The 26,792-nt window shown below is 72.6% G+C and carries 22 protein-coding genes; 9 read left to right on the forward strand and 13 right to left on the reverse strand.

What is annotated here, in order from left to right; genetic code table 11:
- Positions 1–34 precede the first annotated feature (34 nt).
- Genes Sdia_RS18710 through Sdia_RS18745 form a run of 8 tightly spaced genes read right to left on the reverse strand, consistent with a single transcriptional unit; the run spans position 35 to position 10,387 of the window.
- A complete protein-coding gene (locus tag Sdia_RS18710) occupies positions 35–1,228 on the reverse strand; it encodes an alpha/beta fold hydrolase (protein WP_185393643.1) in 1,194 nt (397 codons plus the stop codon).
- Positions 1,209–2,159 carry a chlorinating enzyme gene (locus tag Sdia_RS18715; protein WP_185393642.1) on the reverse strand — a complete coding sequence of 317 codons (951 nt, stop codon included), beginning with the start codon at positions 2,157–2,159 and terminating at the stop codon, positions 1,209–1,211. Before Sdia_RS18715 ends, Sdia_RS18710 begins: the two co-directional genes overlap by 20 nt.
- Positions 2,156–4,027: a non-ribosomal peptide synthetase gene (locus Sdia_RS18720; RefSeq protein WP_189500235.1), complete on the reverse strand. Its 1,872-nt coding sequence runs from the start codon at positions 4,025–4,027 to the stop codon at positions 2,156–2,158. The genes Sdia_RS18715 and Sdia_RS18720 overlap by 4 nt, the downstream gene beginning before the upstream one ends.
- Positions 4,024–5,136 carry a DUF6039 family protein gene (locus Sdia_RS18725; protein WP_308693556.1) on the reverse strand — a complete coding sequence of 371 codons (1,113 nt, stop codon included), beginning with the start codon at positions 5,134–5,136 and terminating at the stop codon, positions 4,024–4,026. Before Sdia_RS18725 ends, Sdia_RS18720 begins: the two co-directional genes overlap by 4 nt.
- Positions 5,137–5,161: 25 nt before the next feature.
- The gene (fabD, locus tag Sdia_RS18730) at positions 5,162–7,456 is read right to left on the reverse strand and encodes an ACP S-malonyltransferase (RefSeq protein WP_189500234.1); all 2,295 of its coding nucleotides are present in this window, start codon (positions 7,454–7,456) and stop codon (positions 5,162–5,164) included.
- 19 nt (positions 7,457–7,475) lie between these two features.
- Positions 7,476–8,282 carry an enoyl-CoA hydratase-related protein gene (locus tag Sdia_RS18735; protein WP_100454150.1) on the reverse strand — a complete coding sequence of 269 codons (807 nt, stop codon included), beginning with the start codon at positions 8,280–8,282 and terminating at the stop codon, positions 7,476–7,478.
- On the reverse strand, positions 8,273–9,508 hold the full coding sequence (locus tag Sdia_RS18740) for a hydroxymethylglutaryl-CoA synthase family protein (protein ID WP_189500233.1): 1,236 nt from the start codon (positions 9,506–9,508) through the stop codon (positions 8,273–8,275). The genes Sdia_RS18735 and Sdia_RS18740 overlap by 10 nt, the downstream gene beginning before the upstream one ends.
- Positions 9,509–10,387 carry a DUF6039 family protein gene (locus Sdia_RS18745; protein ID WP_100454146.1) on the reverse strand — a complete coding sequence of 293 codons (879 nt, stop codon included), beginning with the start codon at positions 10,385–10,387 and terminating at the stop codon, positions 9,509–9,511.
- Between the two features lie 243 nt (positions 10,388–10,630).
- Here Sdia_RS18745 and Sdia_RS18750 point away from each other — a divergent pair, with 243 nt between their 5' ends.
- The 4 genes from Sdia_RS18750 to Sdia_RS18765 all read left to right on the forward strand — a co-directional run bounded on the left by Sdia_RS18750 (position 10,631) and on the right by Sdia_RS18765 (position 15,634).
- The gene (locus Sdia_RS18750; protein WP_185393640.1) at positions 10,631–11,389 is read left to right on the forward strand and encodes a class I SAM-dependent methyltransferase; all 759 of its coding nucleotides are present in this window, start codon (positions 10,631–10,633) and stop codon (positions 11,387–11,389) included.
- A gap of 17 nt (positions 11,390–11,406) precedes the next feature.
- Positions 11,407–13,125 (forward strand): AMP-binding protein, encoded by a 1,719-nt coding sequence (locus tag Sdia_RS18755; RefSeq protein ID WP_185393639.1) that lies wholly within the window; start codon positions 11,407–11,409, stop codon positions 13,123–13,125.
- Positions 13,126–13,381: 256 nt separating this feature from the next.
- Positions 13,382–14,071, forward strand: a complete 690-nt coding sequence (locus Sdia_RS18760; RefSeq protein WP_185393638.1) for a TetR/AcrR family transcriptional regulator — start codon at positions 13,382–13,384, stop codon at positions 14,069–14,071.
- Positions 14,072–14,128: 57 nt separating this feature from the next.
- Positions 14,129–15,634, forward strand: a complete 1,506-nt coding sequence (locus Sdia_RS18765) for an MFS transporter (protein ID WP_202854048.1) — start codon at positions 14,129–14,131, stop codon at positions 15,632–15,634.
- 76 nt (positions 15,635–15,710) lie between these two features.
- On the opposite strand, the gene Sdia_RS18770 is transcribed toward Sdia_RS18765, so the two are convergent.
- Together Sdia_RS18770 and rfbA are read right to left on the reverse strand one after the other, a co-directional pair.
- On the reverse strand, positions 15,711–16,925 hold the full coding sequence (locus tag Sdia_RS18770; RefSeq protein ID WP_100454137.1) for a glycosyltransferase: 1,215 nt from the start codon (positions 16,923–16,925) through the stop codon (positions 15,711–15,713).
- Positions 16,926–17,051: 126 nt separating this feature from the next.
- Complete coding sequence (rfbA, locus tag Sdia_RS18775; protein WP_100454134.1) at positions 17,052–17,921, reverse strand: glucose-1-phosphate thymidylyltransferase RfbA; 870 nt, start codon at positions 17,919–17,921, stop codon at positions 17,052–17,054.
- A gap of 225 nt (positions 17,922–18,146) precedes the next feature.
- On the opposite strand from rfbA, the gene Sdia_RS18780 reads away from it, so the two are divergent.
- From Sdia_RS18780 to Sdia_RS18790, 3 genes are read left to right on the forward strand one after another with little or no spacing between them, the layout of a single operon-like run.
- On the forward strand, positions 18,147–19,643 hold the full coding sequence (locus Sdia_RS18780; RefSeq protein WP_189500232.1) for a cation:proton antiporter: 1,497 nt from the start codon (positions 18,147–18,149) through the stop codon (positions 19,641–19,643).
- 16 nt (positions 19,644–19,659) lie between these two features.
- Positions 19,660–20,649 (forward strand): dTDP-glucose 4,6-dehydratase, encoded by a 990-nt coding sequence (rfbB, locus tag Sdia_RS18785; RefSeq protein WP_189500231.1) that lies wholly within the window; start codon positions 19,660–19,662, stop codon positions 20,647–20,649.
- A 19-nt stretch (positions 20,650–20,668) separates the two neighbouring features.
- The gene (locus Sdia_RS18790) at positions 20,669–22,072 is read left to right on the forward strand and encodes an NDP-hexose 2,3-dehydratase family protein (RefSeq protein WP_189500230.1); all 1,404 of its coding nucleotides are present in this window, start codon (positions 20,669–20,671) and stop codon (positions 22,070–22,072) included.
- Positions 22,073–22,145: 73 nt separating this feature from the next.
- Here Sdia_RS18790 and Sdia_RS18795 read toward each other — a convergent pair whose 3' ends face one another.
- Both Sdia_RS18795 and Sdia_RS18800 read right to left on the reverse strand, forming a co-directional pair.
- Positions 22,146–22,670, reverse strand: coding sequence for a hypothetical protein (locus Sdia_RS18795; protein ID WP_100454125.1), 525 nt, complete (start codon positions 22,668–22,670; stop codon positions 22,146–22,148).
- A gap of 455 nt (positions 22,671–23,125) precedes the next feature.
- Positions 23,126–23,491 carry a DUF488 domain-containing protein gene (locus tag Sdia_RS18800; protein WP_100454122.1) on the reverse strand — a complete coding sequence of 122 codons (366 nt, stop codon included), beginning with the start codon at positions 23,489–23,491 and terminating at the stop codon, positions 23,126–23,128.
- A 230-nt stretch (positions 23,492–23,721) separates the two neighbouring features.
- On the opposite strand from Sdia_RS18800, the gene Sdia_RS18805 reads away from it, so the two are divergent.
- Together Sdia_RS18805 and Sdia_RS18810 are read left to right on the forward strand one after the other, a co-directional pair.
- Positions 23,722–24,258, forward strand: a complete 537-nt coding sequence (locus tag Sdia_RS18805) for a DoxX family protein (protein WP_100454119.1) — start codon at positions 23,722–23,724, stop codon at positions 24,256–24,258.
- A 434-nt stretch (positions 24,259–24,692) separates the two neighbouring features.
- Positions 24,693–26,228 (forward strand): MFS transporter, encoded by a 1,536-nt coding sequence (locus Sdia_RS18810; protein ID WP_189399391.1) that lies wholly within the window; start codon positions 24,693–24,695, stop codon positions 26,226–26,228.
- A 252-nt stretch (positions 26,229–26,480) separates the two neighbouring features.
- Here Sdia_RS18810 and Sdia_RS18815 read toward each other — a convergent pair whose 3' ends face one another.
- A complete protein-coding gene (locus Sdia_RS18815; RefSeq protein WP_100454115.1) occupies positions 26,481–26,744 on the reverse strand; it encodes a hypothetical protein in 264 nt (87 codons plus the stop codon).
- Positions 26,745–26,792: the final 48 nt, after the last annotated feature.

The raw sequence follows: 26,792 nt of genomic DNA on the forward strand, positions 1-26,792 counted from the left end.
GGGAGGGGCGGGGCGGGGTCGGATCGGTCCGGTCTCAGGCCGGAGCGGGGTGCCGGTCGAGGAAGGCGGCCATGCGGTCCAGCAGCCCGGGGGCCCCGCGGAAGAGCGAGACGTGGTCCCCGTGCGGGCGGATCCAGGTGTCCGCCCGGTCCAGGCGCCGGGCCACCAGCAGGGAGCCCTCCGGGTGGGCCGTGCTGTCGTCCTCACTCGTCACGACCAGCACCGGTGCGGTCACCGAGGAGAGGTGGGGACGCAGATCGGTGCCCATGACCGCGCCGTTCAGCGCGCAGTAGCGGGAGAACAGCTCGACGGTGGCGTACGGATGGAGCACCAGGTGGGCGAGGTCGGCGGGGACACCACCGCTGATCGCCCGGCACAGCGTGCCGTGGATGGCCCCGGCCGGGGCCCGCCCGTCGGTCACCATCGCCATCAGGGCCTGGAGGTTGCGTTGGTGCTCGGTCTTGGGGCTCTCCGGCCCCAGCTCGAAATCGCCGTGCCACAGGCTGAGCGACACCACCCGTTCGGGGTGCAGCGCCGCCGCCACCACCGCGAGCACCGCGCCACCGCACAGGCCCATCACGTGGGCTCGGGCCATTCCGGCGCTGTCCATGGCCGTCACCAGGTCGGTGCTCTGCTCCGCCAGGCCGTACGCCGTGGCCGCCGAGGCTTCCGGCGGGCCGGACAGTCCCCTGCTCTCCCACGTCACCACGTGGTGGGTGGGGGCCAGCGCCCGGATCCACCACTCGGCGAGACGCGCCGGCATCCCGGGAGCGGAGGCCAGCACGACCGCCGGGCTGCCGGGGCGGCCCGCGGTGTGCACGCGCAGCGGTGTCCCGTCCGGTGTCTCGACGGTGCGCCGGGTTGCGAAGCGGTCGAAGTCTCCGGCCGCCGCGGCGTCCACGATCCGGTCGACCACCGCGGGGTCGTCCAGCTCCGCGCACGGCTCGCCGTGCGCGGGACCGGTCAGGCCGAGCCGCTCGCCGATGATCCGCGGGAACGTCCCCGGCTCCTGGCCGGGCACCGTGCCACGGAGGTCGAGGGCGGGCAGGGCGAGCCGCCTCGTGATCCTCTCCACCAGTTCGGCCGACGCCCCGGCCCGGGCGTCACGGGAGACGGCCACGGGCGCGGGCAGGACCTCCAGCAGCGGACGCAGGGACAGCGCCGCCCGGGCGAGCCGGGCCACCGGCTCGCCCGGGGCGCCGGTCCCCTCAGCGGACCGGGAAGGCATGGCCCCGCGTGGTGCGGTCGGTGAGCCGGTTGTGCCCGTAGGCGTCCTGGCCCGCGACGAGGACGGCGCCGTACCGCTCCAGCGAGACGGAGCCGCCGTACTCCTCGATGACCTCCGTGTCCGGGTACACGCGGACCGAGGTGGGCACGTACCGCGAAGCGAAGCCCATGCGCATCCGGTCGCTCTTCCCGTCGTGCGGGTGGGACGCGTGCATCAGCGTGGACCAGAACATGATCGCCTCACCGGGCTGCATCACCATGGAGACCGCCCGGGACTCGTCGGGGACGAAGTCGGGGTCCTTCTGCAGTTCCCGGTAGTCGTAGCCGAAGAACCCGCGCCGGACGCCCTGCTTGCTCTCGTGGTTGATGCGGTCGGGCGCGTAGTGCATCCGCTTGGTCTCGTCGTAGTTCATCTGCTGGTGGGTCCCGGGGATGAACTGCAGGCACCCGTTCTCGACGGTGGCCTCGGTGAACGCCGTCCACACCGTGATCGTCCCGCCGAACTCCTCGTGCTCGTCGGGCCAGCGGATCTGCGGGGTGCCGGAGGCGTTGGCGAAGGTGTCGGCCTGGTGCCAGTCGGTCCCCTCGTCCCCGGGGTACTTGGGGAAGAACTCGGTGCGCCAGCACAGGGCGTCTGGGCCCAGCACGCTGACGACCCGGTCGACGACCCGCTGGTGGCAGACGTGGTCGGCCAGGAAGGGCGAGTCGAGGTGCCGGTCGTAGTTGGAGATGTTGGTGTTGCCGGACGCGGCGCCCTTCTCCCCGTACACCGCCATGGAGCGGTCCATGAGTTCCAGGCGCTCACGCCGCCAGCGGTCCCGCATCTCCTGCGGCTCGTAGACCTTGAACGGCCCGAAGTAGCCGTTGGCCCGGAAGCTCTGCAACTCCTCGGGGGACAGTGCGTGGACGCGGTTCTCTCCGGAAACGGTCACTTCCGCTCCTCAGCGATGTCGTCGTGGGCCGGGCTCGTGCCGTCGGCCCGGTGTGCGGTGCGTTGCTCCACGCAGGCGGTGATGCGGGAGATCGTGGCCTCTCCGTCGAGTTCGCTGCCGGTCAGCTCCAGGCCGAAGCGCTCGTTGACGCCGGCGATGATCCGTACGAACGCCAGTGACGTGGCGCCTACCTCGAAGAGGTCCGTGTCCGGTCCCGGGGACCGCGAGCCGCCGAGTACCTCACCGACGACGGCCGTGACCGCCGCCCGCGTCCCTTCCGCACCGTTCGCCGGGCCCTTTGCCGGTACGGGGCCCAGCGCCGGCAGGAGGCGCAGCGCCGCCCGGTCGGTCTTTCCCTGGGGGGTCAGTGGCAACGCGTCGGTCACCCGGTACTCCGAGGGCCTGAGGTGACGTGGCAGGGCGGCCCCGGCCAGCTCCGCGAGCTGCTCGGGAAGGGCCTCGCGGTCCGCCTCTCCGGTCTCGCTCCGCGGCACGACGAAGGCGGCCAGGCGCAGATCGCCGCCGCCGTGGTCGCGGTCGACGACCACCACGGCCGCCACGGACGGATGGCCCAGGAGGCACTCCTCGACCTCGCGTGGCTCGATGCGGTAGCCGCGCACCTTCAGCTGGTCGTCGTCGCGCCCCAGGTACCGCAGTTCGCCCTCGGCGGTGCGTACGGCCAGGTCGCCCGACCGGTAGGCACGCACCACGGGTCCGCCGTCCGGGGACCGGGTGACGAAGCGCTCGGCGGTCGACTCGGGGCGGTCGAGGTAACCGCGCGCCACGCCCGGCCCACAGACCATGATCTCGCCGGGCCGCCCGTCAGGCACCGGGCGTCCCTCGTCGTCGGCCAGCCAGACGCCGAGGTGGGGCAGTGGTACCCCGATGGGGCTGTGTTCCGGCCGGCGCAAGTCCGCCTCGCGGAGCCGGCGGTGGGTGACGTGCACGCAGGTCTCGGTGATGCCGTACATGTTGACCAGCCGGGGCCGCTCGTCGCCGTGGCGCTCCAGCCAGCCGGCCACGTCGCGCACGTCCAGCCGCTCCCCGCCGAGGACCACCAGGCGCAGGGCCGTCCCGCCGTCGGCCGGCGGACCGGCCGCCTCGTCCGCGGCGGCCAGTTGCCGGAAGGCGGAGGGTGTCTGGCTGAGGACCGTGACCTGTTCGGCGGCGAGCAGGGCGAGCAGTTCGGCCGGGAGGCGCGTCGTCCGCTGCGGGACGACGACGAGCCGGCCACCGTGCAGCAGCGCGCCCCAGATCTCCCACACGGAGAAGTCGAAGCTCACCGAGTGGAAGAGCGCCCAGACGTCCTCGGGGCCGAAGCCGAACAGGCCGGCCGAGGAGTCGAAGAGCCGGACGACGCTGCGGTGTTCCACCAGTACGCCCTTGGGCCGGCCGGTGGAACCGGAGGTGTGGATGACGTACGCGAGGCTGTCGTCGCGCACGGCGACACGGGCCCGGGCCGGTGCTCCGCCACCGCCCTCCGGGGCGGCGATCGGCAGGACGCGCGCGGGCGTTCCGTGCGGCAGTGCCCGCGCGCCGCTCTCGGTGGCGACCACGACCGGCACCTTGGTGTCGTCCAGCAGATGGCCGAGGCGGGCCGGCGGGTAGTCCGGGTCCAGCGGGACGTAGGCCGCGCCTGCCATCAGGATGCCCAGCATCCCGACGACCAGGTCGCAGCCGCGTTCCGCGCACAGCCCCACCAGCGTCCCGGGCTCCACGCCCGCGTCCGCCAGGCGCGCGGCCAGGGCGCCCGCCCGCGCGTCGAGTCCGGCGTAGGTCAGGTCGCCGTCCGGGGCGGTGACGGCCGTCCGGTCGGGGGCCTCGCGCACACGGTCGGCGAAGATCTCGTGCAGGCACCGGTCACTCACGACGCCTCGCCCTCGCCACCGGTGACCACCGTCTCGTCCACCTGGTCGCCGGTGGCGTACAGGCCCCAGTGGTGCGGGGTGAGCGCGGTGTCCAGGTAGCTGCCCTGGGTGAACATCCGGGCCCAGGTGACACCGCCCTTCTCGGGGGCGCGCTCACGGAAGAAGATGTCCCGCACGCTCTCGTTCTGCACGTGCAGTTGCAGCAGCCGTTGGTAGGTGCTGAGCGACTTCATGTGGATCAGCCAGTGGATGCGGTCCATCGGTCCGAAGGCTTCCTCGTAGAGGAGGACCGTGGCCTCCCCCGCCAGATTGTCGTTGATGGCCTCCGCCGCCTCACGCGCGAACTGGCGCGCCTCGGACCTGAAGTCGTAGAGGATCTCGGCCGTGCGGTGGATCAGGATGCCGGCGTTGCCCGAGTGCAGCAGCAGTTCGTCGGGTTGCGTGGTCTGGTGACGGGCGGGGGGCAGCGTCACCTCGGTGCCCTGCCGCCGGTAGACCTCGCTCTGCCGCTCCGTCTCGCCGTCCACGTGGGTGCCGTACATCCCCCAGAACTGAGGGAGCAGCACCGTCTCCCGGAGCGTGCCGTCGAGGACCATCCGGGCCCAGCCACCGCCGCCCTTCTCCTCCGGGACCCACTCCCGGCCGAACAGGGCCCGGTAGTCCTCGTCCCGGCTGCCCATCCGGACCATGGTCTCGTAGTGGTCCATGGACTTGAGGTGGATCAGCCAGTGGATGAGGTCCTTCGTGCCGAAGGTCTCCTCGTACACGAAGACCCCGGCGACTTCCTGGTACCTGGTGTTGATGTACTCGGCGAGCTCGCGAGCGAAGCGACGCGACTCGGAGTGGAACTCGCCGCGCACCTGGACGGTCCGCTCCACGATCATTCCGCTGTTCGCCGAGTGGAGCATCTTTTCCGCTCCCACCGACGTCTGGCGCTGAGCCGGAGTGAGGACCAGGTCCGACTCTCCGTCTGTTTCCGCTCCAGAACTCTTCTCCGTGCTCACAGAACCCCCTGCCCGAACAAGCGAAAGATCACAGGTCGCATTTCTCGAACATTTCCCCGCGAGGCTATTCAAGGGAATAGGGGGAGGCTGCTCATTATTGTGCACGGACAATGCGCCGGGCTTTGGGAATTCACGGTTCCGGGTGGCCGGCCAGCGTGTGCAGGCGGTCGGTCAGCACACCGGCCGCCCCGGTCATCAGCAGGCCGGCCACCACCTCCACGTGGCGCCGACGCCAGTCGGCCAGCTCCGTGCCGGCGACCAGGCGGTTGAACGCGCCCATCGCCGGGCCGCAGTGGATCTGGTAGTTGACGCGCTCCTCCGGGACGCCCCTGAGGGCCACCCTGGTGGAGTGCACGAAGTACCAGCGGAAGACCAGCGCCATCCGGTACCGCGGGTTCGCCTCGGCGCGCGCCAGTTCCTCCGGGCGCTTGGCAGCGAGGTGGCGCTCGGTCTCCCGCCAGACCTCCGCCAGCGAACGGCCGAAGCACTGCTCCTCCAGCGACCGCCGGGTGGCCTCGTCCAGCTCCTCGAGCGAGCCGTGCCGCTGGTAGAGCTGGTGGAGCTTGTTGGCCCGCGCCGCGAACAGCGTTCCCTTGCGCACCACCTGGACCCGCGCGCCCAGTTCGAACATGTCGCCCGCCGGCGCGTACGCGGTGTCCTGCACACCGATCCGGGCCAGCAGGTCCTTCACCTCGTCCGAGGTCCCGGCCTGAGGGGAGCACTGGTTCACCGAGCCGGTCAGCACGAAGTCGGCGCCCATCAGGAACGCCGCCGCCACCGCCTCGGGCGTGCCCAGCCCGCCCGCGGCCCCCACCCGGATACGCCATGGGCGGCCGTGGACCGCCGGCGCGGTCTCCCGCAGCCGGGCGATCGTCGGGAAGAGGGTGAGTGCGCCCGCGCCGTCGGTGTGCCCGCCGGAGTCCGCCTCCACACAGAGGTCGCCGCTGACCGGCAGTTCCCGCGCGAGGGCGGCCTCCTCGGCGGTGAGGCCGCCACCGGCCACGAGCCGGTCCAGGAGCGCGCCGGGAGCGGGAGCGGCGAACGCCTCGGCCATCTCCGGGCGGGAGACCTTCGCCACCACGTGGCGCCCGGCCACCGCCCGGCCCTGGCGGTCCCGGTGGGAGCCGCTGAACCGCACGCGCACCAGCGCGGGTGTGATCCGGGTGAAGCCGGCCGCCTCCACGCGGCGCACCCCGTGCCGCAGGAGGAGGTCGGCCACCGCCTCCTCACGGGCCGGATCGTCCGGCGTGTGCAGCAGGTTGACTCCGTACGGCCGGTCCGGGCCGGACTCGCGGGCCAGCAGGCCGAGCGCCGCGTCGATCTCCTCCGTGGGCAGCCCGCCCGAGCCGAAGAAGCCGAGCAGGCCCGCTCTGCCCATGCGCAGCACGAGGTCGGTCGAGGAGACGCCCTGGTACATGGAACCGGCGAGGTAGGCGTGGCGCAGGCCGTGGTCACGGCGGAACTCCTCGCTTCCCAGGTCCTCGGCGCAGAAGCGCGGAAGCCCCTGGTCCCGCCGCCCCGCCGGTTCCCGGGCCGGCCGCGGCGGCCTGCGCTCCGCGGCGCGGGCGGGCGGCGCCGCCTCGTACTGGCGGCGGGCCGTGTGCCACAGGTCGGTGAGGACGTTCCCGGGTCCCTGCTCCGTCACGTCGGTCGCCCCGAGGTCCAGCAGGTGACGCATGGAGGGCTCCCATCGGACCGGCTCGGCGATCTGCCGGACGAGTGTGCCCGCGACATCGGACCCGTACGGCCGGGCTGTCGCGTTGGCGATGACCGGCGTGTCCGGCTCCCGGAGGCGGAAACGGGCCAGGAACTCCGCGAAGTCCGCCGCGGCGTCACGCATGTGGCGGGAGTGGAACGGGGCGCTGACGCGCAGCGGCACGCTCCTGGCGAGGCCCTCCTCCTTCAGCCGGGCCGCCACCTCGTCGAGCGCCTCCCGCGGGCCCGCGAGCACGACCTGCGTCGCGGAGTTGTGGTTGGCGATGTCCACGGCCGCGGCCCCGTGGCGCTCCAGCGCCTTCGCCACCTCCGCGAGCGGGAGCCCCAGCACCGCGAGCATCGAGCCCGGGGCGGCGCGGGCCATCAGTTCCCCTCGGTGCCGGGTGAGCCGTACACCGGTCTCGAAGTCGAAGCAGCCGGCCGTGAACAGCGCGGCGTACTCCCCCAGGCTGTGTCCGGCCAGCACGCCGGGCGGGGGTGCGCCGTCCTCCCGGGCGGCCAGGGCGGTGAGGGCCTCCACCACGAACAACGCGGGCTGGACGTGCCTCGTGTCGCGCAGGAGCCCGCCGGAGTCGTGGAGGCACAGTTCCCCGACCGCCAGGCCGAGGATCTCGTCCGCCGCCGCCACGTGGTCGGGGAATCGTTTCAGGACGTCGGCGCCCATGCCGGGGCGGTGCGATCCTTGTCCGGGAAAGAGCCAGGCGTGCACCGAACCCCCTAGGCGTCCGTCATGGAAGATCCGTCGAAAACCTCACCGCCGCCTGTCCGGACGCGAACTCCGTGATCCGTCGGCGGACCGCGTCCGAGGACATCAGGCGGGAGAACTCACCGACCGCGAGGTCCTGCGTGGCGCCGTCGACGATCCACAGACGGCGCAGATACCGCTTGAGATCACCGACGACGGTCCCGTCGAACCGCGAGGCCCGGAACAGCAGCCGGCGCAGGAAGGGCCACGCGTCCTCGGTGACCTCGTCCACCAGCCGGCAGCGCTCGGCCTCGGCCGCCCCCACCGGCAGGGTGCTCAGCGCCATCGTGTGGGCACGCTGGAACCCGACGCGGCGCACGAGGAAGGGGAGGACCGAGCAGGGCATGAGCCCCCACAGCGCCTCCGGGAGGCTGAACTGGCTCCGTGCGGTGGCGAGGACGAAGTCGCTCGCGGCCACCAGCCCGACGCCGCCGCCGACCACCTGGCCGTCGACCCGTGCCACCACGATCCGCCCCACCGAGGTCAGTCGTTCGAGCAGGTCGTAGTAGGCGGTGCCCCCCTGGTCCGCGTCCGCGGTGCCGGGGCCCACCGCGTCGTACAGGTCCATGCCGCTGCAGAAGGTGCCGCCCTCGGCCTCCAGCACCACCAGGCGGCAGTCCTCGAGACGTTCGGCCAGGTCGAGGGCGGCGTCCAGTTCGGCGAGGAGGACGGGCGTGATGCTGTTCTGCCGCTCGGGCCGGGTGAGCCTGACGGTGAGCATCCCCCGGTCGTAGGCGAGGCTCAGCGTCCGGTGGGCCGTCGGCCCGGCGCCGTCGAGGGTCAGGTCCATCGGTACCTCCGGTGGAAGTCCCGGATCTCGTCGAGCACGAGCAGCCCACGCCCCTCGAACCGGCTCTCGTACACCGCCGCGTAGGGCGCGGGGTCGAACGCCTGGTCGCGCACGCCGCACATGCGCTGCGCGGCGCCGTCGGCGATCACCTCGTACTCGGCCATCGTCAGCGGGTGGCGGTCCTCGATGGCGCCCGCCATGTCCATCGCCGCGAGTTCCGCCGCGGCGGTGCCGGGGACGACACCGCTGTAGAACTCCGAGGCGCACCCCGAGCCGTAGGAGAACATGCCCACCCTGCGGCCTCCGGCGTCCGCGCCGTCCTGGTCGACCAGGGAGCACAGGGCGAGGTACAGCGCGGCGGAGTAGATGTTCCCGACGCGTGCGCAGTAGGCCAGCGACCCGGCGGTGCGGCGTTCGAAGTCGGCCTCGACCTTCTCCGCGGGCCAGCCCTTGAGCTTGCGCAGCAGGGTGCGGTGCGCGCCCTTGACCATGCCGGCGAACGGGGTGTGCAGGACCAGGCGGTCGAAGGTCTCGGCGATGTCCGCACCGACGACGCGTTCCGCGTAGTGCTGGTAGCTCTGCTCCAGACAGGTCATGTACGACAGCAGCGAGAGGTCGGAGTCGCCGGCCTCCAGGTCGGGCCGGGGCCGCAGGGTGTCCATGACCTCGTAGCTGTGGAAGCCGCTCGCTCCGGGGTCGAGGGCCAGGACGCGCGGGCGACTGCCGACGATCATGGCGACCGCCCCCGCGCCCTGGGAGGGTTCCCAGTAGGTGTCACGGGCCGCCGCGCTGGCGGCGTCGGCCGCCACCACCAGCGCCTTCGCCTCCGGGTCGCCCCCCGAGTCGAGCAGGGCGGCGGCGGTCCGCAGGGCGGCGGTGCCTCCGTAGCAGGCGTGTTTGGTCTCGAACGACCGGCAGCGCCTGCCGAGCCCCAGAGCGTCGTGCACATAGGTGCTCAGCGGCTTGCCGAAGTCCAGCCCCGACTCGGTGCCCACGATGACCAGTTCGATGCGGTCCCGCTCGTGAGGGGCGAGCGCCTCGACGAGTGGTTTGGCCGCGTTGACGGCGTTGGTGACCGCGTCCTCGCACGGCAGGTTCACCGACTTCTGCCGCATCATCAGGTTGCCGAAGCGCCGCATGTCCAGGCCCCGAGCCTCGAACAGGGTGCGGGTGTCCAGCGAGGCGCCGCCGACGTAGGCGTTGACCGCCTCTATCCCGAGGTCCATTCAGCCGCCGCCCGCGCCCGGGTAGTGCGGCACCAGGACGGTGTCGTGGAACGTCCCGTCGAGGAACATCCGCCCCCAGTTCCCTCCTCCTTGGCGGCTGGGGACCCACTGGGCCGTCAGGAGTTCGCGCAGCCGAGCGTCCTGGGACTCCAGCTCCAGGACACGCCGGTAGTCGTCGAGCGTGGGGAGGTGGATCAGCCAGTGCAGGCGGTCCTGCCGGCCCCACTGTTCCTCGTAGAGGAGGACCGTCGCGTGCCCTTCCAGCCGCTCGTTGACGCGGGCGAGCCAGTCCATGGCGAACTTCCGGCCCTCCTTGCGGAGCGCGAACCGCACCTGGCCGGTGCGGTGCACGACGACACGGGCGTTCGCGCTGTGCAGCATGTGCTCGGCGGACTGCCCGGCCTGGAAGCGCGCGGGCACGGCGAACAGGCCGTCGAGGTCCTCGTCCTCGGCGTGGGTGAAGCCGTGCTGCGGGACGATCACCCGCTCCTGGAAGGACCCTTCGACGAACATCCTCTCCCAGTTCCCCCCGCCCTGCTCCTCGAGCCGGTCGGAGGTGGAGACCTCCTGGAATTCGGAGTCGTGGTCGACCATCTCCAGCAGTCGGCCGTAGTCATTGGGCGCCCGCATGTGGATCAGCCAGTGCATCCTGTCCTGAACGCCGAACAGCTCCTCGTACAGGAGCGTCGTCGCATAGGGATGCAGCGATTTGTTGGTGAAGAACTGAAGGTCCCGCGCGAAAGACCGGGCTTCCTTTCTGAATTCGTAGGAGATCTGGCCGACCCGGTGGATTATCAGGCCTGCGTTCGCCGAGTTGAGCAGTTCCTCGGCGGGATGGTCGACCTGTTCCTGGGCCGGTGGGACGAAAGACCACGCCATGGTGTCGCATCTCCCTTTCCCGCACGGTTCTCCGGTGTCCCGGACACCGCGCAATACGTCGGTCCCGACGGTGCGGAGCACGCTAGCCGCGCCCGAGCGGCGCGCTCTGCTCAAAGTTGGGCAACGCCTCGGTGCCCGGCCTCCACTACAATCTCGCCGGAAGCGGACCGCCCGGTCCACTTGAGCCGAACCAGCGGCGGGGGCCGGTGTGAGGGTGTCCCGCCCGGATTGGAGTGCACGCCCATGGCCCAAGTCACCGCCGAGTCGCTGTCGTTCGACACCGCCGCCGACGAGTACGACGCCTACCACGGTGGTCTGGAACGCGGGCAGAAGGCAGCCGAGGACCTCGCCCCTCATCTCCTGCCCGGAACCGTCCTCGACATCGGCCTGGGCACGGGACTGGTCGATGTCGCCCTGCGCGAGCTGGGCCACCCCGTCATCGGCGTGGAACTGGCCCCCGAGATGGTCTCCCGGGCCCACAAGCGCCTGGGGGGACGGGTCGCCCTGGGCGACGCCCAGTCCCTGCCGTTCGCCTCGGCCTCCCTGCCCAACGTCGTGATGGTGCACGTCCTGCACGTCCTGGACGACATGGACCAGGCCCTCGCCGAGGTGTCACGCGTGCTCGCTCCAGGAGGGCGGCTGGTGACCGTGCACGGTGTGCCCATCGCCGAACCGGACGAGCTGGTCGAGGCCGAGGAGCCCCTCGCCGTCCTCAAGCCCCAGGTGCCCGACACTCCCGAACGACTCGCGGAGGCCGCCGCGAAGGCGGGGCTGCGGGTGCTGGAGGAGGCGGCCGTCAACCCGTACGAGATCGACCTGTCGCCCCATCAGTACGCGGACAGCATCGAGGGCCGCGTGTGGTCGTACCTCAAGAACGTCGGCGACGAGGACTGGCAGCGGCTCGTCGTCCCCGTCGCCGCGGCGCTGCGCGCCCTGCCCGACCCGGACCGGGAACGGCATCAGGTGTGGCGGGTCCCACTCACCGTCCTCGTCAAGGACTGACCGTCCAGGGAGCCCACATGGAATCCCCGACCATCGCCTCCAACGACGCCGTTCCCGATTTCACCTTCACCGACCTGCTCCGCGAACGGGCCCGGGAGGACCCTGACGGCGCCGCCCTCACGGTCGACGGAGGCGCCACACTGACCTACGGCGAGTGGCACCGCAGGGCGGACGCGGTCGCCGGCGGCCTGCTGCGCCTGGGCGAGGCCCGTCTGTGCCAGGTCGCCCTGTTCTTCGGCGGCCTCGACTGGGCGGACTACGCCGTCGCGTACCACGGCGCGCAACGCGTCGGCGCGACCACGGTGCACCTCAACGACACCATGCCCCCCGAGGAGGTCTTCCGAAGACTGGAAGAGTGCGGGATCAACGGGATCGTGCACGGCGACGGACTACGACCGCCCGCCGGTTTCACCGGCTGGACGGCGACCGTCGCGGAGCTCGGCGCGCACGAACCGCCCCCGCCGCCACGGCGCCCTGCCACCGACGCCGTCGCGGACATCCTCTACACCTCGGGCACCACCGGGCCGGCGAAGGCCATCACGGTGACGCACGGGAACATGATGTACGGGCGCGCCCGGCCCACCATCGACACCCTCGGGGAATCCGAGTACCTGGTGGCGGCCATGCCCCTGGGCACCTCCTCCAGCCAGGGCACCATCTCGCTGCCGCTGTTGTCGCGCAGCACGCTGCTCACGGTGCTGCCCGACTCCCCCGAGCGGACGGCGGAGCTGATCCAGCGTTTCCGCGTCGGCTCGGTGATGATCACTCCGGCGACCGCGCTGACCCTCGTCCAGGCGCGGGTGCACGAGCGGTACGACCTGAGCAGCGTGCACACCGTGACCAGCGCGTCCTCCGCCTTCCCCCCGGCCGTCGCCGTCAGACTGCTGGCCATGCTGCCGGGTGCCCGGCTCGCCACGGCGTACACCTCGCTGGAGGCGTCGCCCGCGGTGGTGCTCAACCTCTTCGACGCGGCCAAGCCGCTCTCCCTCGGCCACCCCGGCCACGGAACCGGGGTCCGGATAGCCGACGAGCGGGGGGACGCCCTGCCCGCCGGCCAGGTCGGGGAGATATGGCTGCACAGCGAGGCGCCCACGCGCCGCTACCTCGACACCGCCCTGGACAAGCGGTTCCACACCGGCGGGTGGACGCGTATGACGGACCTGGGGTGGCTGGACGAGGACGGCGAGCTGTACTTCTTCGACCGGGCGGCGGACGCCGTCCGCCCGGACGGCGGCCTGGTCTCCAGCATCGAGGTGGAGGCGGTCCTCTACGAGCACCCGGCCGTGCGGGAGGTGGCCGTGATCGGCACACCCGGCCACCACGGGGGCGAGGTGGTGACCGCGGTGCTGGTCCTGACCGCGCCCGAGGAACTGGACGCGGTCCGCGCCTTCGTCGAGGCCCGGCTGCCCGCCGCCAAGGCTCCCGTCCAGTACCTCACGACTGAGTCCCTGCCCCGCAGCTTCCTCGGCAAGGTACTCAAACGCGAGCTGCGCGACCGCTACGCGAATCCCGGCGTCCCGGCACAGCAACGGCGCGTGCCCGAGTCCGCCCTCACAAGGAGAACGACCATGCCGCTCGACAGCGACCTCCTCGACGTCCTCGCCTGTCCCGACCACCCCGACGCGGGGCTGCGGCACGAGGGGCGGGACCAGACCCTGACCTGCCTGGAGTGCGGTCACGGGTTCCCCGTGTTGCAGGGGGTCCCCGTCATGCTGCCGCAGCGCGCCAGAAAGTGAAGCGGTCGCTCACCCGGCCTCGACCGCGCCCGGCCGGGCCGCGGTGAGCGGCACGGCTGCCGGAACCGGCCGGCTCCGGCGCACCCGGCGGGCCGGGCGCACCCGCCGTCCGCCGGGCACGACCGGGGGAGGGCCGTGGCCGGCCGGCCGGCGCCGATGCCGGAAAATTCCCGGCACACGGCACCGAAGGCTGCCCACGGCCCTGCCGCGCACCGCACGATGCCGCCGTCCTCTCCCCCGGCACCCGGAGGTACACATGTCCACCCGCGCTCCCGCACGTTCCCGCACCGACGCCGTGCGCAACCAACAGCTACTGGTCGAGGCCGCCGCCCGCGCCTTCGCCGAGCACGGCCTGGGTGTCCCCATCTCACGGATCGTGCGGGAGGCAGGCCTGGGCAAGGGGACGGTCTTCCGCTGCTTCCCCACCAAGGACCACCTCGTGGCGGCTGTCGTACGCGAGCGGTTCGGCGAACTCGCCGAGACGGCCGAGTCGCTGCTCGCCGAGGAGGACGCCGGGAAGGCCCTGCGCTCCTTCATGGCGAGCACGGTGGAGGTGTACATCGGCGACCGGGGATTCTTCGAGTCGCTCTCCTTGCCGCCTCGCTCCCACCCGGAAGTCCGTGAGGTCGAGAAGCGACTGATCGACGCCGTGGAGGGGCTGCTGAAGCGGGCTCAGCGCCAGGGAGTGGTGCGCGCGGACATCACGCCGGTGGACGTCCTCCTGCTGCTGGGCGGTGTCCGGCAGGCCGCCGCTCCGTTGAGCACCACCGTGCCGGACCTGTGGCGGCGCTACCTCGGTCTCGTCTTCGACGGGCTCGCCCCGACGCGGGAGGAGCCTTCCCTGGCTCCGCCCGCTCCCTCCAGGGAGCAGTACGAGGACTCCACGCGGAGTCCGGCCCGGGACTCCCCCGCGCCCACCGAACGCGACCGCGAGGTCCATCCGTAGTCCGTCCGGCGGCACAGGCCGCCGGGCCGTCCCGTCCCCGTCGTCTCAGGAGTTCTCGTGACCGTCTCACCAGCGAACGACACGGACCCGGCCGGGGAGGAGGCCGCCCCCGGCGGCCCCGCCCGCCCGGGGCTGCTGCTCCTCTTCCTCTGTCTGGCGGACCTCATGGTCGTGCTGGACGCCACGATCGTGAACGTCGCCCTTCCGTCGATGAAGAGCGGGCTGGGCATGACCCAGACCGATCTCCAATGGGTCGTCAACGGGTACGCGCTGCTCTTCGGCGGCTTCCTGATGCTGGGAGGAAAGCTCGGCGACCTCTTCGGCCGCAAGCGGCTGTTCCTGATCGGCGTGGTGATGTTCACCGTCGCCTCGGTGGTCAACGGCTTCGCCGAGAGCTCTCTGGTGCTGATCGTCGGCCGCTGCCTCCAGGGAGTGGCGGGCGCGCTGATCGCCCCCACCGGCCTGTCGATCATCAACACCTCCTTCAAGGACACCTCCATGCGCACCAAGGCGCTCGGAGCGTGGGGCACCATCGCGGCGGCCGGTGGCGCGCTGGGCCTGCTGCTCGGCGGTGTCCTCAGCAGCGCCCTGTCGTGGCACTGGATCTTCTTCATCAACCTCCCGGTCGGGCTCGTGGTGCTGCTGGGGTCGCGTCTGATCCCCGACTCCCGCGAACGGGGGGAGAACCCGTCGGTCGACTACGTGGGAGCCGTGACCCTGACCGGTGGTCTGCTGCTGCTGGTCCTGGCACTCAGCCACGGGCAGTCGTGGGGCTGGACGTCCGCCCGCCTCCTCGGGACGGTGGCGACGGCGCTGCTCCTGCTGGCCGCCTTCCTGGTGGCCTCGGTCCGCAGCCGTTCACCGATCGTCCGGCTCGGGATCTTCCGCATCCGCACGCTGGCCGTCGCGGACCTGGTCCTGCTGATGCTGACCTCCGGCATCTTCTCGATGTTCTTCTTCTCCTCCCTCTACCTCCAGGACGTCCTGGAGTACAGCCCGATCCGCGCGGGTCTGGCCTTCCTGCCCGCGGCCATCGGTGTGATGGTGGGTGCGACCCTCGCGCAACCGGTGGTGAAGCGGCTGGGTCCCGTCGCGGTCGGCTCCGCCGGACTGGTGGTCGGTGCGGCCGGAATGCTGTTCCTCGCCCGGCTGCCCGTCGAGGGCGACTACGCCGGCGGCCTGCTGCCGGGGCTGCTGACGCTCTCGATCGGCCTCGGACTGGCCTTCGTCCCGGTGACGCTGCTGGCCACCTCCGGTGTTCCGGAGGAGGACGCGGGCCTCGCCTCGGGGCTCTACCAGACCGTCCAGGAGATCGGCGGGGCGATCGGCCTCGCCGTGCTGTCGGCGCTGGCGGTGCGCCGGGCCGCGGCGGAGCTGGACGGCTCCTCCGCGGCCGACACCGCGAGCCAGGTGGCGGCGCAGGTCGCCGGTTTCCGTACCGCGTTCCTCGGTGGAGCGGTGGCGCTGCTGGCGGGAGCCGTGGTGCTCGCGGCCCTGCTGCGTAAGCGCCATGTCGACCCGGTGATGGAGCAGGCGGCCAACTCCGAGGCCCAGCCGGCCTGACCGCGACGCCACGGCGGCCGGAGGCGCCGGCGCCCGCACACCAGCGGGCACCGGCGCCTCCGGCCGCCGTACCGCTCTACCGGGCGCCCGCCGGCTCCTGGCCCGCCGCGAGCCGCTCCAGCAGCCCGACGGCCTCCCGGGGGCCCGGCAGATCCCGCAGTTCGGACTGCATCCGCAGTGCCCCGGCCCGGTACTCGGGTTCCGAGATCACCTCGCGTACCGCGGCGCGCACGGCCTCGGAGGTGAGCGTCGCCGGCTCCACCACCTTCGCCAGTCCCAGCTCCGCGCACCGGCGCGCGTTGTCCGGGTGGTCCCCCAGGAAGGGCACGACGACCTGCGGGACGCCCGCGTCGAAGGCACCCACCACGGTGTTGAAGCCGCCGTGTGTCACCGCCGCCGCGCAGAGGGGCAGCAGGAGACTCTGCGGGATGTAGCGCTCCACCCGGACGTTCGCGGGCAGCGCCTTGAGGTCGGCCGGGTCGCTGTCCCGGTCGACGGTGGCGACCACGTTCACCGGCTCGCCCTCGAAGGCGGCCAGTACCTCGCGGAAGAGGCCGGGGAAGGCACCTGGCACCCAGCGGTTCGTGATGGTGCCGAAGGTGACGTACACCAGCGGGCGGTCGGGCAGCCGGCTCACCCAGTCGGGAAGGTCCTCACCGTGGGCCCGGTCGAAGGGCATCGGCCGCAGGGCGCGCAGGGTCTTCGGCCGGGCCCGCCCCGAGGGCAGATAGCTCGGTGGCGCGCAGCACAGGTGCAGGTGGCGATGGAGCATGTGCTGCTCCGGGTCGGGCGGCAGCCCGGCCTCCTCGCGGGCACGGTCGAGTTCACGCCGGATGTCCGCGCGCAGCGGCGCCATGTCGTACAGCGGTGTGGTGTCCAGGGCGGCGTGGGGAACGCCGAGGGCCTCGGCGGCGACCGCGCCCCCCGCCTCGTAGCTGTCCCGCACGACGACGTCCGGACGCCACTGGCGCGCGAGGCCGAGCAGGTCCGGCACCATGCGCCGCGTCCGTACGCCGTACATGGTCCGGGCTATGGCCACGCGGTCCATCTCGACACCGGCGGAGGGCAGGCCCCGCGCGCTCCGCTTGATCTCCAGGAACTCCGCGTCCTGGTCGCCGTCCCGGCTCAGTCCCGCCTCGAAGGCCCGGAAGCCCAGCGCCTCGGCGGACTCCAGCATCGGCCGCCCGGTGGCGAACGCCACGTCGTGGCCCGCCTGACGGGCGGCCGTGGCGAGAGGGACGAGCGGGTGGAAATGTCCGGGGGCCGGTGTCGTCGTGAACAGCACGCGCATCGCAGGACTCCTCACCTGTCGGTTGCCGAGGTGTCTACCGGACCCCTCACCGCGTCGGCTGCTCAACTGTGCCCAGACGGCCGTCCCGGGGAGGGCCCGGCCGACGGCCGGGCGGCCGTTCCGGAACTACCCGGGAGTTCCCAGCAGTTCCAGCAGGTAGCGGCCGTACCCGTTGCGGGCCAGGGGCTCGGCGAGCGTCCGCAGTTGCTCGTCGTCGATGAGGCCCCGGCGCCAGGCGGCCTCCTCGACACAGCCGATCTTCAGCCCCTGCCGCTCCTCGATGACGCGGACGAACTCCGAGGCCGCCGCCATCGCCTGGACCGTCCCCGTGTCGAGCCAGGCCACGCCCCGCTCCAGCACGGTCACGTCCAGTCGCCCCCGCCGCAGGTACTCGGCGTTCACCGCGGTGATCTCCAGTTCACCGCGGGCACTCGGCCGGACGCCCCGCGCGATCTCGACGATCTGGTTGTCGTAGAAGTACAGCCCGGGGATGGCGAACGCCGAACGCGGGTGGAGCGGCTTCTCCTCCAGGGAGAGCGCCCGGCCGTCGCCGTCGAACTCCACCACGCCGTACGCGCGCGGGTCCGCCACCCGGTGGGCGAAGATCCGCGCGCCTGCGGGCCGGGTGTGGGAACTCAGCTGTTCCCCGAGGCCGACCCCGTAGAAGACGTTGTCCCCGAGGATCAGCGCGACGGGCTCGTCCCCGATGAAGCGCTCCCCGATGAGGAGCGCCTGGGCGACGCCTTCGGGACGGGGCTGCGCGGCGTACTCCAGGCGCAGCCCCAGCCGGCTCCCGTCGCCGAGGAGGCAGCGGAAGGCGGGCAGCGCGTCGGGAGAGGTCACCACCAGGATCTCCCTGATCCCGGCCATGATCAGAGTGGTCAGCGGGTAATAGACCATCGGCTTGTCGAACACCGGCAGAAGCTGTTTGCACACCGCACGGGTCAGCGGCCACAGTCTGCTGCCGGTTCCCCCCGCCAGAACGATTCCGCGCATCGCCCGCCTCCGCGTCCGCCTGCGTCCGCTGTCCTCCCGGCCTCCCGGCCCCGCAGCATGGCAGCCGGGTCGTGAGCGCCCCGCTCAGGATTGAGCACAGCCGTCAGGGAGAGACCCCGGCGCCACGCGCGGGCGGGGCAATGCGCAATTGTGCGTATCCGCCCTCAGCACCACCTCCTACCGTCTGGCCCCACCGACGGCGGACGCTCGAGGGAGGCGGAGCAGATGGACGGGACACGGGGAACGGGCAGTTCCACGGGCAGGCGGCGCCTCGTCCTGGTGGCCTGCGTCTTCGTCGTCCTGCCAGCACTCGTCGGCGGCCTGGTGCTGTGGTACCAGGTGAGCGCGCACGGCACCGCGGCCCCGGGGCACCGGATCGTGCCGGGGGCGGACATGGCCGCCCGCCTGCTGATGGCCGCCGCCGTGGTGCTCGGCGCGTCCCACGCGGCGGGCCGCCTGGCCGTGCTGCTGGGCCAGCCGCCGGTGATCGGGGAGATCTGCGCCGGGATACTGCTCGGCCCCTCGCTCCTCGGGCGAGCCGCGCCCCAGCTGTGGGCCCGGCTGTTCCCCGAGGGCATCCTGCCGATGCTGGACGGCCTCGCCCAGCTCGGTCTGGTCTTCTTCATGTTCAAGGTGGGGCGTGACCTGTCCTCCGTACGCCTGCGCGCCCTGGGCGGACGGACCCTCCTGGTGAGCCTGGCGTCCCTGGCCGTGCCGTTCGCCGGTGGTGCCGTGGCGGCCGTCGCACTGGCGGACGGCCACGCCGGGCCGGCCGGCCCGGTCGCCTTCACCGTCTTCCTCGGCTGCGCCCTGGGCATCACCGCCTTCCCCGTCCTGGCGCGCATCCTGTCGGAACTCGGCCTCTCGCACACCGCCGTCGGCCGCACGAGTCTGCTCGCGGCGGCGATCGGGGACGCGGGGGCCTGGCTGCTGCTGGCCACGGCCGTCGCGGCGGCCGGCGCTGCGGGCTCCTCCGGACCGGGGATCGCCCTGATGGTCGCGGGGACCACGGTGGCCGCCGTCCTCCTCGGTCCGCTGCGGCGGGCACTCCGCCGGGCGCTGTCCCGGCGGTACGGGAACAACGGCGAGGAAGGCGCCGCCGGGCTCCCCGTGCCCCTCCTGGCCTGCGCCGTCTGCGGCTGTGCGGCGTTCACCTCGGCGGTAGGACTGCACGCGGCGATCGGCGCCTTCCTCGCCGGTGCCGTCCTGCCGGCCGGGAGCGGCCCCGTCTCCTCGGCGGCCGATCGCCTCGGGTCCTTCTCCGCCGGGATCCTGATGCCCTTCTTCTTCCTGGGCTTCGGCCTCTCGGTCGACCTGTCGGCCCTGTCGCCCGACTCGCGAACGGTGGTCACCGGAAGTGTGCTGCTGGCCCTGGCCGTCCTCACCAAGCTGCTCGGGCCGGGGCTGTGCGCGTGGGTGACGGGCATGTCCCGAGGGGACGCGCTGAAGTTGGGCGTCCTCCTCAACGCCCGGGGGCTCACCGAACTCGTCGTTCTCGGCATCGGCCTGCAGGCCGGACTCATCGACCGGCAGATGTTCACCGTGCTGACCGCCGTCACGCTCACCACCACGATCCTGCCCGCACCCGTTCTGCGGCTGATGGACCGGCGGGCGAAGCGGGCGCCGAGCGGTGCGTCCCCACCCGGCGCACCGGCCCGCGGCGCTCCGGAGGAGCAGGCGCCGCAGCCGTCGGGCGGGCCCTTGGCGCCGGAGGAGCGTTGACGAGAGGAGGACGCCGATGCGCGGGCGAACCCCAGCGCTGCTGGTGACCGGAGGAGCCGGGTTCATCGGGTCGCACTTCGTGCGCTCCCTCCTGGCGGGCGCGTATCCGCGGTGGGCCGGCGCGAGCGTGACCGTGCTGGACAAACTGGGCTACTGCGGCAACCTGGAGAACCTCGCTCCCGTGGCCGGCCACCCCGGATTCCGTTTCGTCCGGGGCGAGGTGGAGGAGACGGTCCTGCTCGACCAGGTCGTACCCGGCCACGATCACGTGGTGCACTTCGCCGCCGAGTCCCATGTGGACCGGTCCATCGACGGGGCGGGGCCGTTCGCCGTGACCAACGTGCTCGGCACCCAGCGCCTGCTCGACGCGGCACTGCGGCACGGCGTCCGGCGCTTCCTCCAGGTGTCGACGGACGAGGTGTACGGCTCCACGGACGAGGGGGCGTGGACCGAGGAGCAGCCCCTGGCACCGAGGTCGCCCTACGCGGCCACCAAGGCCGCCGCCGATCTGCTCGCGCTCGCCTGGCACACCACGTACGGGCTCGACGTGGTCGTCACCCGCTGCTCCAACAACTTCGGCCCCTACCAGTACCCGGAGAAGATGGTCCCGCGCTTCGTGACCAACCTGCTCCGGGACCGGCGCGTCCCGCTGTACGGCGACGGCTCGCACGTCAGGGACTGGGTGCACGTGGACGACCACTGCCGCGGCGTGGCCTCGGCCCTCGAACGGGGCAGGGCGGGGCAGGTCTACCACCTCGGCGGCGGCTGCGAACTGAGCAACCGCGAGCTGACCGGGCGCATCCTGCGGGCGTGCGGCGCGGGCTGGGAGATGGTCGAGAACGTCGCCGACCGGCGGGGCCACGACCGGCGTTACGCCCTGGACATCTCCAAGTCGACCGCGGAACTCGGCTACGCCCCGCGCGTCGGGTTCGACGAGGGGCTGTTGCAGACACTCACCTGGTATCGCGCGAACCGCTCCTGGTGGGAGCGGCTCGTCGGCGACTGACCGTTGACGGAGACGACACATGTCCGAGACAGACACCCACGGCCTTCAGCGGCGTCTTCGGCTGTCCGCGGCGGCCGAGGACAGTCCGGTGTTCCCCCAGGACCGCTTCGACGCATGGCTCGCCGGGCGCTCGGCGGAGCGGTTCAGGGTCTCGCGGGTCCCCTTCGCCGACCTCGAGCAGTGGTCCTTCGACTCCGGCAGCGGAAACCTGCGGCACCGCACCGGACGGTTCTTCTCCATCGAGGGGCTGTGGACGCCCGCCGACGGCCAGGACGCGGCGCAGGAGTACCAGCCGGTCATCGTCCAGCCGGAGATCGGCACCCTCGGCATCCTCATGAAGGACTTCGGCGGAGTACCGCACTTCCTGATGCAGGCGAAGATGGAGCCGGGCAACGTCAACACCCTCCAGCTGTCGCCCACGGTGCAGGCGACACGGAGCAACTCCGCTCGCGCGCACGGTGGTTCGACAGTCCGCCATCTGGAGTTCTTCGCCGGGCACGGACCGGGCGGGACGGGGCGGGGAAGGGTCCTCCTGGACGTCCTGCAGTCCGAACACGGCTCGTACTTCCTGCACAAGCGCAACCGGCACATGGTGGTGGAGACGCAGGAGGACATCCCCGAGCACGAGGACTTCAGGTGGCTGACCCTCGGCCAGATCCACCGGCTCCTGCGCCGGGACCACCTCGTGAACATGGACGCGCGGACGGTCCTCTCCTGCGTCCTGCCGGGCGCGGCGGGCCCGGCGCCGGCCGGCTCGTCCTTCGCCGACGCCGTGCTCCACTCACTGAGCCGCTCCGCGGCGCCCCGGCACTCCCTGCCCGAACTCATGAGCTGGCTGACCGGGGTGCGGACTCACGCACGCCCGCCCGCGCGACCGGTGCCCCTGAGGGCGACAGCCGCGGACGGATGGTTGCGGGGGCCGGACCGGCTGGAGCGCCGTGGCGGCGGGCCCTTCACCGTCGTCGGCGCCCGGGTGGAGGCGCCCACGCGGGAGGTGCCCTCCTGGACCCAGCCGCTCGTCGAGCCCACCGGCACGGCACTGAGCGCCTTCGTGACCGCGAGGCTCGGCGGAGTGCTGCACGTCCTGGTCGAGGCCCGTGCGGAGCCGGGGTGCCTCGACGGGCCCGAACTCCACCCGACGGTGCACTGCCTGCCGGGCGGGACGCACCCGCTCCTCGACCACGTCCTCGGCACACCGCCGTCCCGGGTGCGCTACGACGTGGAACTCTCCGAGGAGGGCGGGCGCTTCCACCATGCCCGGTGCCGCAACCTGATGGTGGAGGCGGAGGACGCTTTCCCGCTGGACGCGCCGGCCACCCACCGCTGGATGACGCTCGGCCAGCTCGCCCGGCTCACCGGCTTCGGCCAGTATGTGAGCATCCAGGCGCGCACCCTGCTCGCCTGCGCCCCGGCCGCGGTGTGACGGGCGCCCATGCCGCAGCGGGCCGCCTTCCGCCGGTACCGGCGGAAGGCGGCCCGCTGCGTCCGCGGACGGCTCAGGAAGCCGTCACACGGGTCGTCGCCGCGGGGGCGACGGTCTCGTCCGGGGTGCAGAGCACATCCAGACCGAGCATGTTCAGCCGCAGGTCGGAGGGGGTGAACGTGACGTCGCCCGGGGCGGGCGCGGTGACGGTCGCCGTACCGCCCTCCAGAACGACCGCCTCGCCGGCCGGTACGGCGGCCGTGTTGGTCAGGCCCCCGGCGACGGCGGTCCCGGAGCCGGTGCCCCCGACGGCGACGTCGAGTTCCCCCCGGACACCGCCGGCCGGCACCTCCTCGGTACCCGGAGTGCCGTCCTCGACGGTCACGGAAAGAGCGATCTCCTCTCCCTGCACGGCGGTCGCCGGTGCGGTGATCGTGATCTTCTCGGTGGTCTGCAGCGTGTCGCCGCCCGCGGCGCAGCTGTAGGCGGCGGACACCGTGTCGGCCGCGGCCGGGCCGGCCCCCAGGGCCAGCACGCCCGCCGCCGCGACGGCGGTGACGGCGCAGGCGGTCGAGCGCAGTGCAGTACGACGCATCATGGTCTCCCAGTCGTTGTCGTTCCGGTTTTCCGCACGGACGAGGGATCGGCCACCGGCGCACCTCACCGCCCGTGGTCGATCGCCCTTGCACCGTAGGCACTGCTTCACGCGGCGCAACGCTCACAGTTGAGCAGGCACCCGACGGCGGCCGACGACATGGCCTGAACCTGACGGGCCCGTTCCGGCGCCCTCCCGGTAAGGGCGCGGGCCTCGCACGACTGTTCGCGCGCACCGCGCCACCTCCGTCATCTCCCGCTGGTGGCTCACCCGACTCTCCCCAGGGCCCCCGGTCCGGCCTGCGCACCGGGCGGGAGGGCCGGGCCCGGATGAACCGAACGCGGCGGGACCCGGTCGGCGACGCCCGCGGGGCCGGCCCGCGCCATCACGGACGCCGGGGCCCCGGTCCGGTTCGTGACGGTGCGCCGGCCCGTGCCTTCCCCTCTCGCCGGCCGGTGTCAGCCCTCTGGTTCGTTCAGCCACTTGGCGAGCACCGCGGCTTCGCTGCGGTCGACGTCCTTGGTGGCCGTCAGCAGCGTCACCTTGGCGTGGGCCGCCAGGTCGCGCAGGTACCGCACAGCTTCCTCGTGCTCGGGGTCCCGCAGCTCGTCGATGTAGCGGGCCCGGAAGCCGTCGAAGCGTTCGGGGTCGTGGTGGTACCAGTGCCGTAGGTCGGTGGAGGGCGCGATGTCCTTCAGCCACTCGTCGAGATCGGCTCTGTCCTTGCTCATCCCCCGGGGCCACAGCCGGTCGACGAGCACGCGCTTGCCGTCCTGCTCGGAGGGGTCCTCGTAGATCCTGCGACAGGTGACAGGTCGGGTCATGGCAAGCGCCCTCCTCGGGCCTATCGGGTCGTGCTTCTGCCGACGCGCGTCCGGGGTCCGATCGGGCCCCGGGGGCCGATCGGTCCATTGTCGCCTCGGGTCACCGGCCTGTCGCGCCGCCGTGGCACCAGCCCCGCCCCCGTACGCCTACCGCGTGCGACGGGGCGGGGGCGGTGCCATGGTGGGAGAGGGAGGGAAGACCTGGCCGCGACCCCGGGAGGCGTACCGCTGTGACGTGTCCGACACGCCGGGACACCGGCCTGCTCCTGCTGCGGATAGGCGTGAGCGGGCCGTTGATCGCCCACGGCACCCAGAAGCTCTTCGGCTGGTTCGCAGGCGCCGGGCTCCAGGGCTCGGCGGAGTTCATGGAACAGCAGGGTTACAGGCCAGGCAAGTTGAGCGCGATCGCCGCCGGTCTCGCCGAGGCCGGAGGCGGGGCTCTGCTCGGTCTCGGACTCGCCACGCCCGTGGGCGGCGCCGCGGTCGCCGCCGGCATGACCGGCGCCGCCGCCGTACACACCCCTCACGGCTTCTGGGGCTACGCGGGCGGCTACGAACTCAACACCGTCTACGGCGTGGCCGCGGCCGCCCTCGCGCTGACCGGCCCGGGGCGCGTCTCCCTGGACCACGTCACCGGTCACCGCCTGGACCGCGGGTGGATGGCCCCGGCGGCGCTGGGAGCCGGTGCCGTTCTGGCGGCACTGGCCGTGGGCGCACGGCAGGTTCGGACGAGGCGGACCCGAGAGGGCTCCGACACCGAGTCCTGATCCGACCGGACCGAGGGCCGGGACCGCTTGGTCCCGCCGGCCCACCGAACCTCCTCCGAGGGACTCTCGGGCACCCGGCACCTGGCTCTCCCGGGCCTGCCCGCGTCCGGCCGGGAGGGCCGGAGGCACCTCCCTCGAACGGCACACGGCACCCGGATGGGCACGGCAGGGGAGGAAGTGCGGCCTCGCGGAGCGGCGGGCCGGAGCAGGTCCGGCGGGCAGCGTGTGCGGGTCCGCCCAGCCCCCGGCGCCCCGGCCGGACCGTGCGGCCGCCGCTCCTCGACGGGGCCGGGCGAGCGGGCGGCCACCCGGTCAGCCGCTCGTGCCGCGGTGCGGGCGGGCGGAGCGGGAGGAGCAGGCGCATAGTGCCCGGAGGAGAGGAGTCGGGCACCGTGCCACGGCCTTGCCGCTCCGTACGAGGAGGTGCCGAAGGAATGCCCCAGCCCTCGGATGCGCGCGGCCCCGGTGAGGAGGCCGCGGCGCCCGGCGACTCCGGCCTCGGGACCATCACGACGGCGGTGCCGGCGCGGCTGGACCGGCTGCCGTGGTCGCGCTGGCACTGGATGATCGTCGTCGGCCTCGGCACGGTGTGGATCCTCGACGGTCTGGAGGTGACGACCGTCGGGAACATCGCCAGCCGTCTCTCCGAGGAGGGCTCCGGGCTGCCGATCACCGCCGCGCAGGTCACCGGGATCGGGGCCGCGCTCTATGTCGCGGGAGCCTGTTCGGGCGCGCTCTTCTTCGGCCGCCTCACCGACCGGTACGGGCGCAAGAAGCTGTTCATGGTCACGCTCGCCGTCTACCTCGGCGCGACGGCCATGACCGGCCTCTCCTTCGCCCCCTGGTGGTTCTTCCTCTTCCGCTTCCTGACCGGTTTCGGTATCGGCGGCGAGTACGCCGCCATCAACTCGGCGATCGACGAGCTGATCCCCTCGAAGTACCGGGGCCGGGTCGACCTGATCATCAACGGCAGTTACTGGCTGGGCGCGGTGGGCGGGGCGCTGCTGTCCGTCGTCGCCCTCAACACCGGCCTCTTCCCGAAGAACATCGGCTGGCGGCTCACCTTCGGGCTCGGCGTCGTCCTCGGGCTGGCCATCCTGCTGGTGCGGCGGCACGTGCCGGAGAGTCCCCGGTGGCAGTTCATCCACGGGCACGGTGACGAGGCGGAGCACCTGGTCGACGCGGTGGAGCGGGGGGTCGAGAAGGAGAAGGGGCGCGCGCTGCCGCCGCCGGCCGGAGAGATCACGGTCCACCAGCGCAAGAGCATCGGTTTCGGACTCATCGCCAGGACGGTGTTCGCCCACTACCCCAAGCGGGCCGTGCTCGGCTTCGCGCTCTTCATCGGCCAGGCGTTCCTCTACAACGCCATCACCTTCGGCTTCGGCACGATCCTCACCACCTTCTACGACGTGGGCACGGGAAGTACCGGCTACTACTTCGCGGTCATCGCGGCCGGCAACTTTCTCGGTCCGCTGCTGCTGGGGCATCTCTTCGACACGGTCGGCCGCCGCGTCATGATCTCCAGTACGTACATCCTGCCGGGCCTGCTGCTGTTCGGCACCGCCTGGCTGTTCGACCGGGGTGCGCTCACCGCGACGACCCTCACCGCCTGCTGGTGCGTGGTGCTCTTCTTCGCCTCGGCGGGCGCGAGCAGCGCCTACCTGACCGTCTCCGAGGTGTTCCCCATGGAGACCCGCGCCATGGCCATCGCCTTCTTCTACGCGATCGGCACGGCCGCGGGCGGGATCTCCGGCCCGCTCATCTTCGCCGGCCTCACCGAGTCGGGCGTCGCCGGTGACACCGCTCTCGCGTTCTGCATCGGTGCCGGGCTGATGTGCGCGGCCGGACTCATCGCCGCCTTCCTGGCGGTGGACGCGGAGGGCCGCGGCCTGGAGGACATCGCCGCCCCCCTCTCCAAGACGGAGTCCGGGAACGGCGGGACGGCACGGACCGACGGCGGGGCGGCGTAGGCCCCCCACGGTCCGCAGGGCCCGCCGGCCACGGGGCCGGCCCGGCGGGCGTCCCGGTGGACCTGGCGACCGCCGTCGGCGTGGCGGCACCGCGCCCGTCGGCGGGGCTGCCAGTGTCCGCGTGATTTCGGAGCCCTGACGGGCCGCTGGTACCGGGCCGGAAGGCACCCGGCCGTTCGGACGGCACGGCGGCGGGCTCCGCTCCCCCACCACGGCCACGCCGGGAAACGCGACGGAACGAGGAAATTGCGGTCACACCTGCTGATCGTCCTGGATGGCCGTCGTCAGGGTCTCGGACAGGTGCCACGCCCTGGGCGGCGAGGTGACGCGTGAGCCCCGGGCGTACAGAACCGGCTTCGCGGACAGGCCGGCGGTGTCCGCGTCGGGGTTGTCGTCCTCGCCCCCGGCACCGTCCTCCGTCCGGCCGACCCGCTCGGCGAGGGCGTCGGCGTCCAGCCCCGCCCGCCGGGCGATCCCGACGACGTCCCCCTCGTCGACGTCCTGCCGCGAGCGCACGAGGGCGTCGTGCAGTTCCCAGAACTCGCCCTGGGCGGCGGCTGCCTC

The organism is Streptomyces diastaticus subsp. diastaticus (genome assembly GCF_011170125.1).
GTDB lineage: Bacteria > Actinomycetota > Actinomycetes > Streptomycetales > Streptomycetaceae > Streptomyces > Streptomyces diastaticus.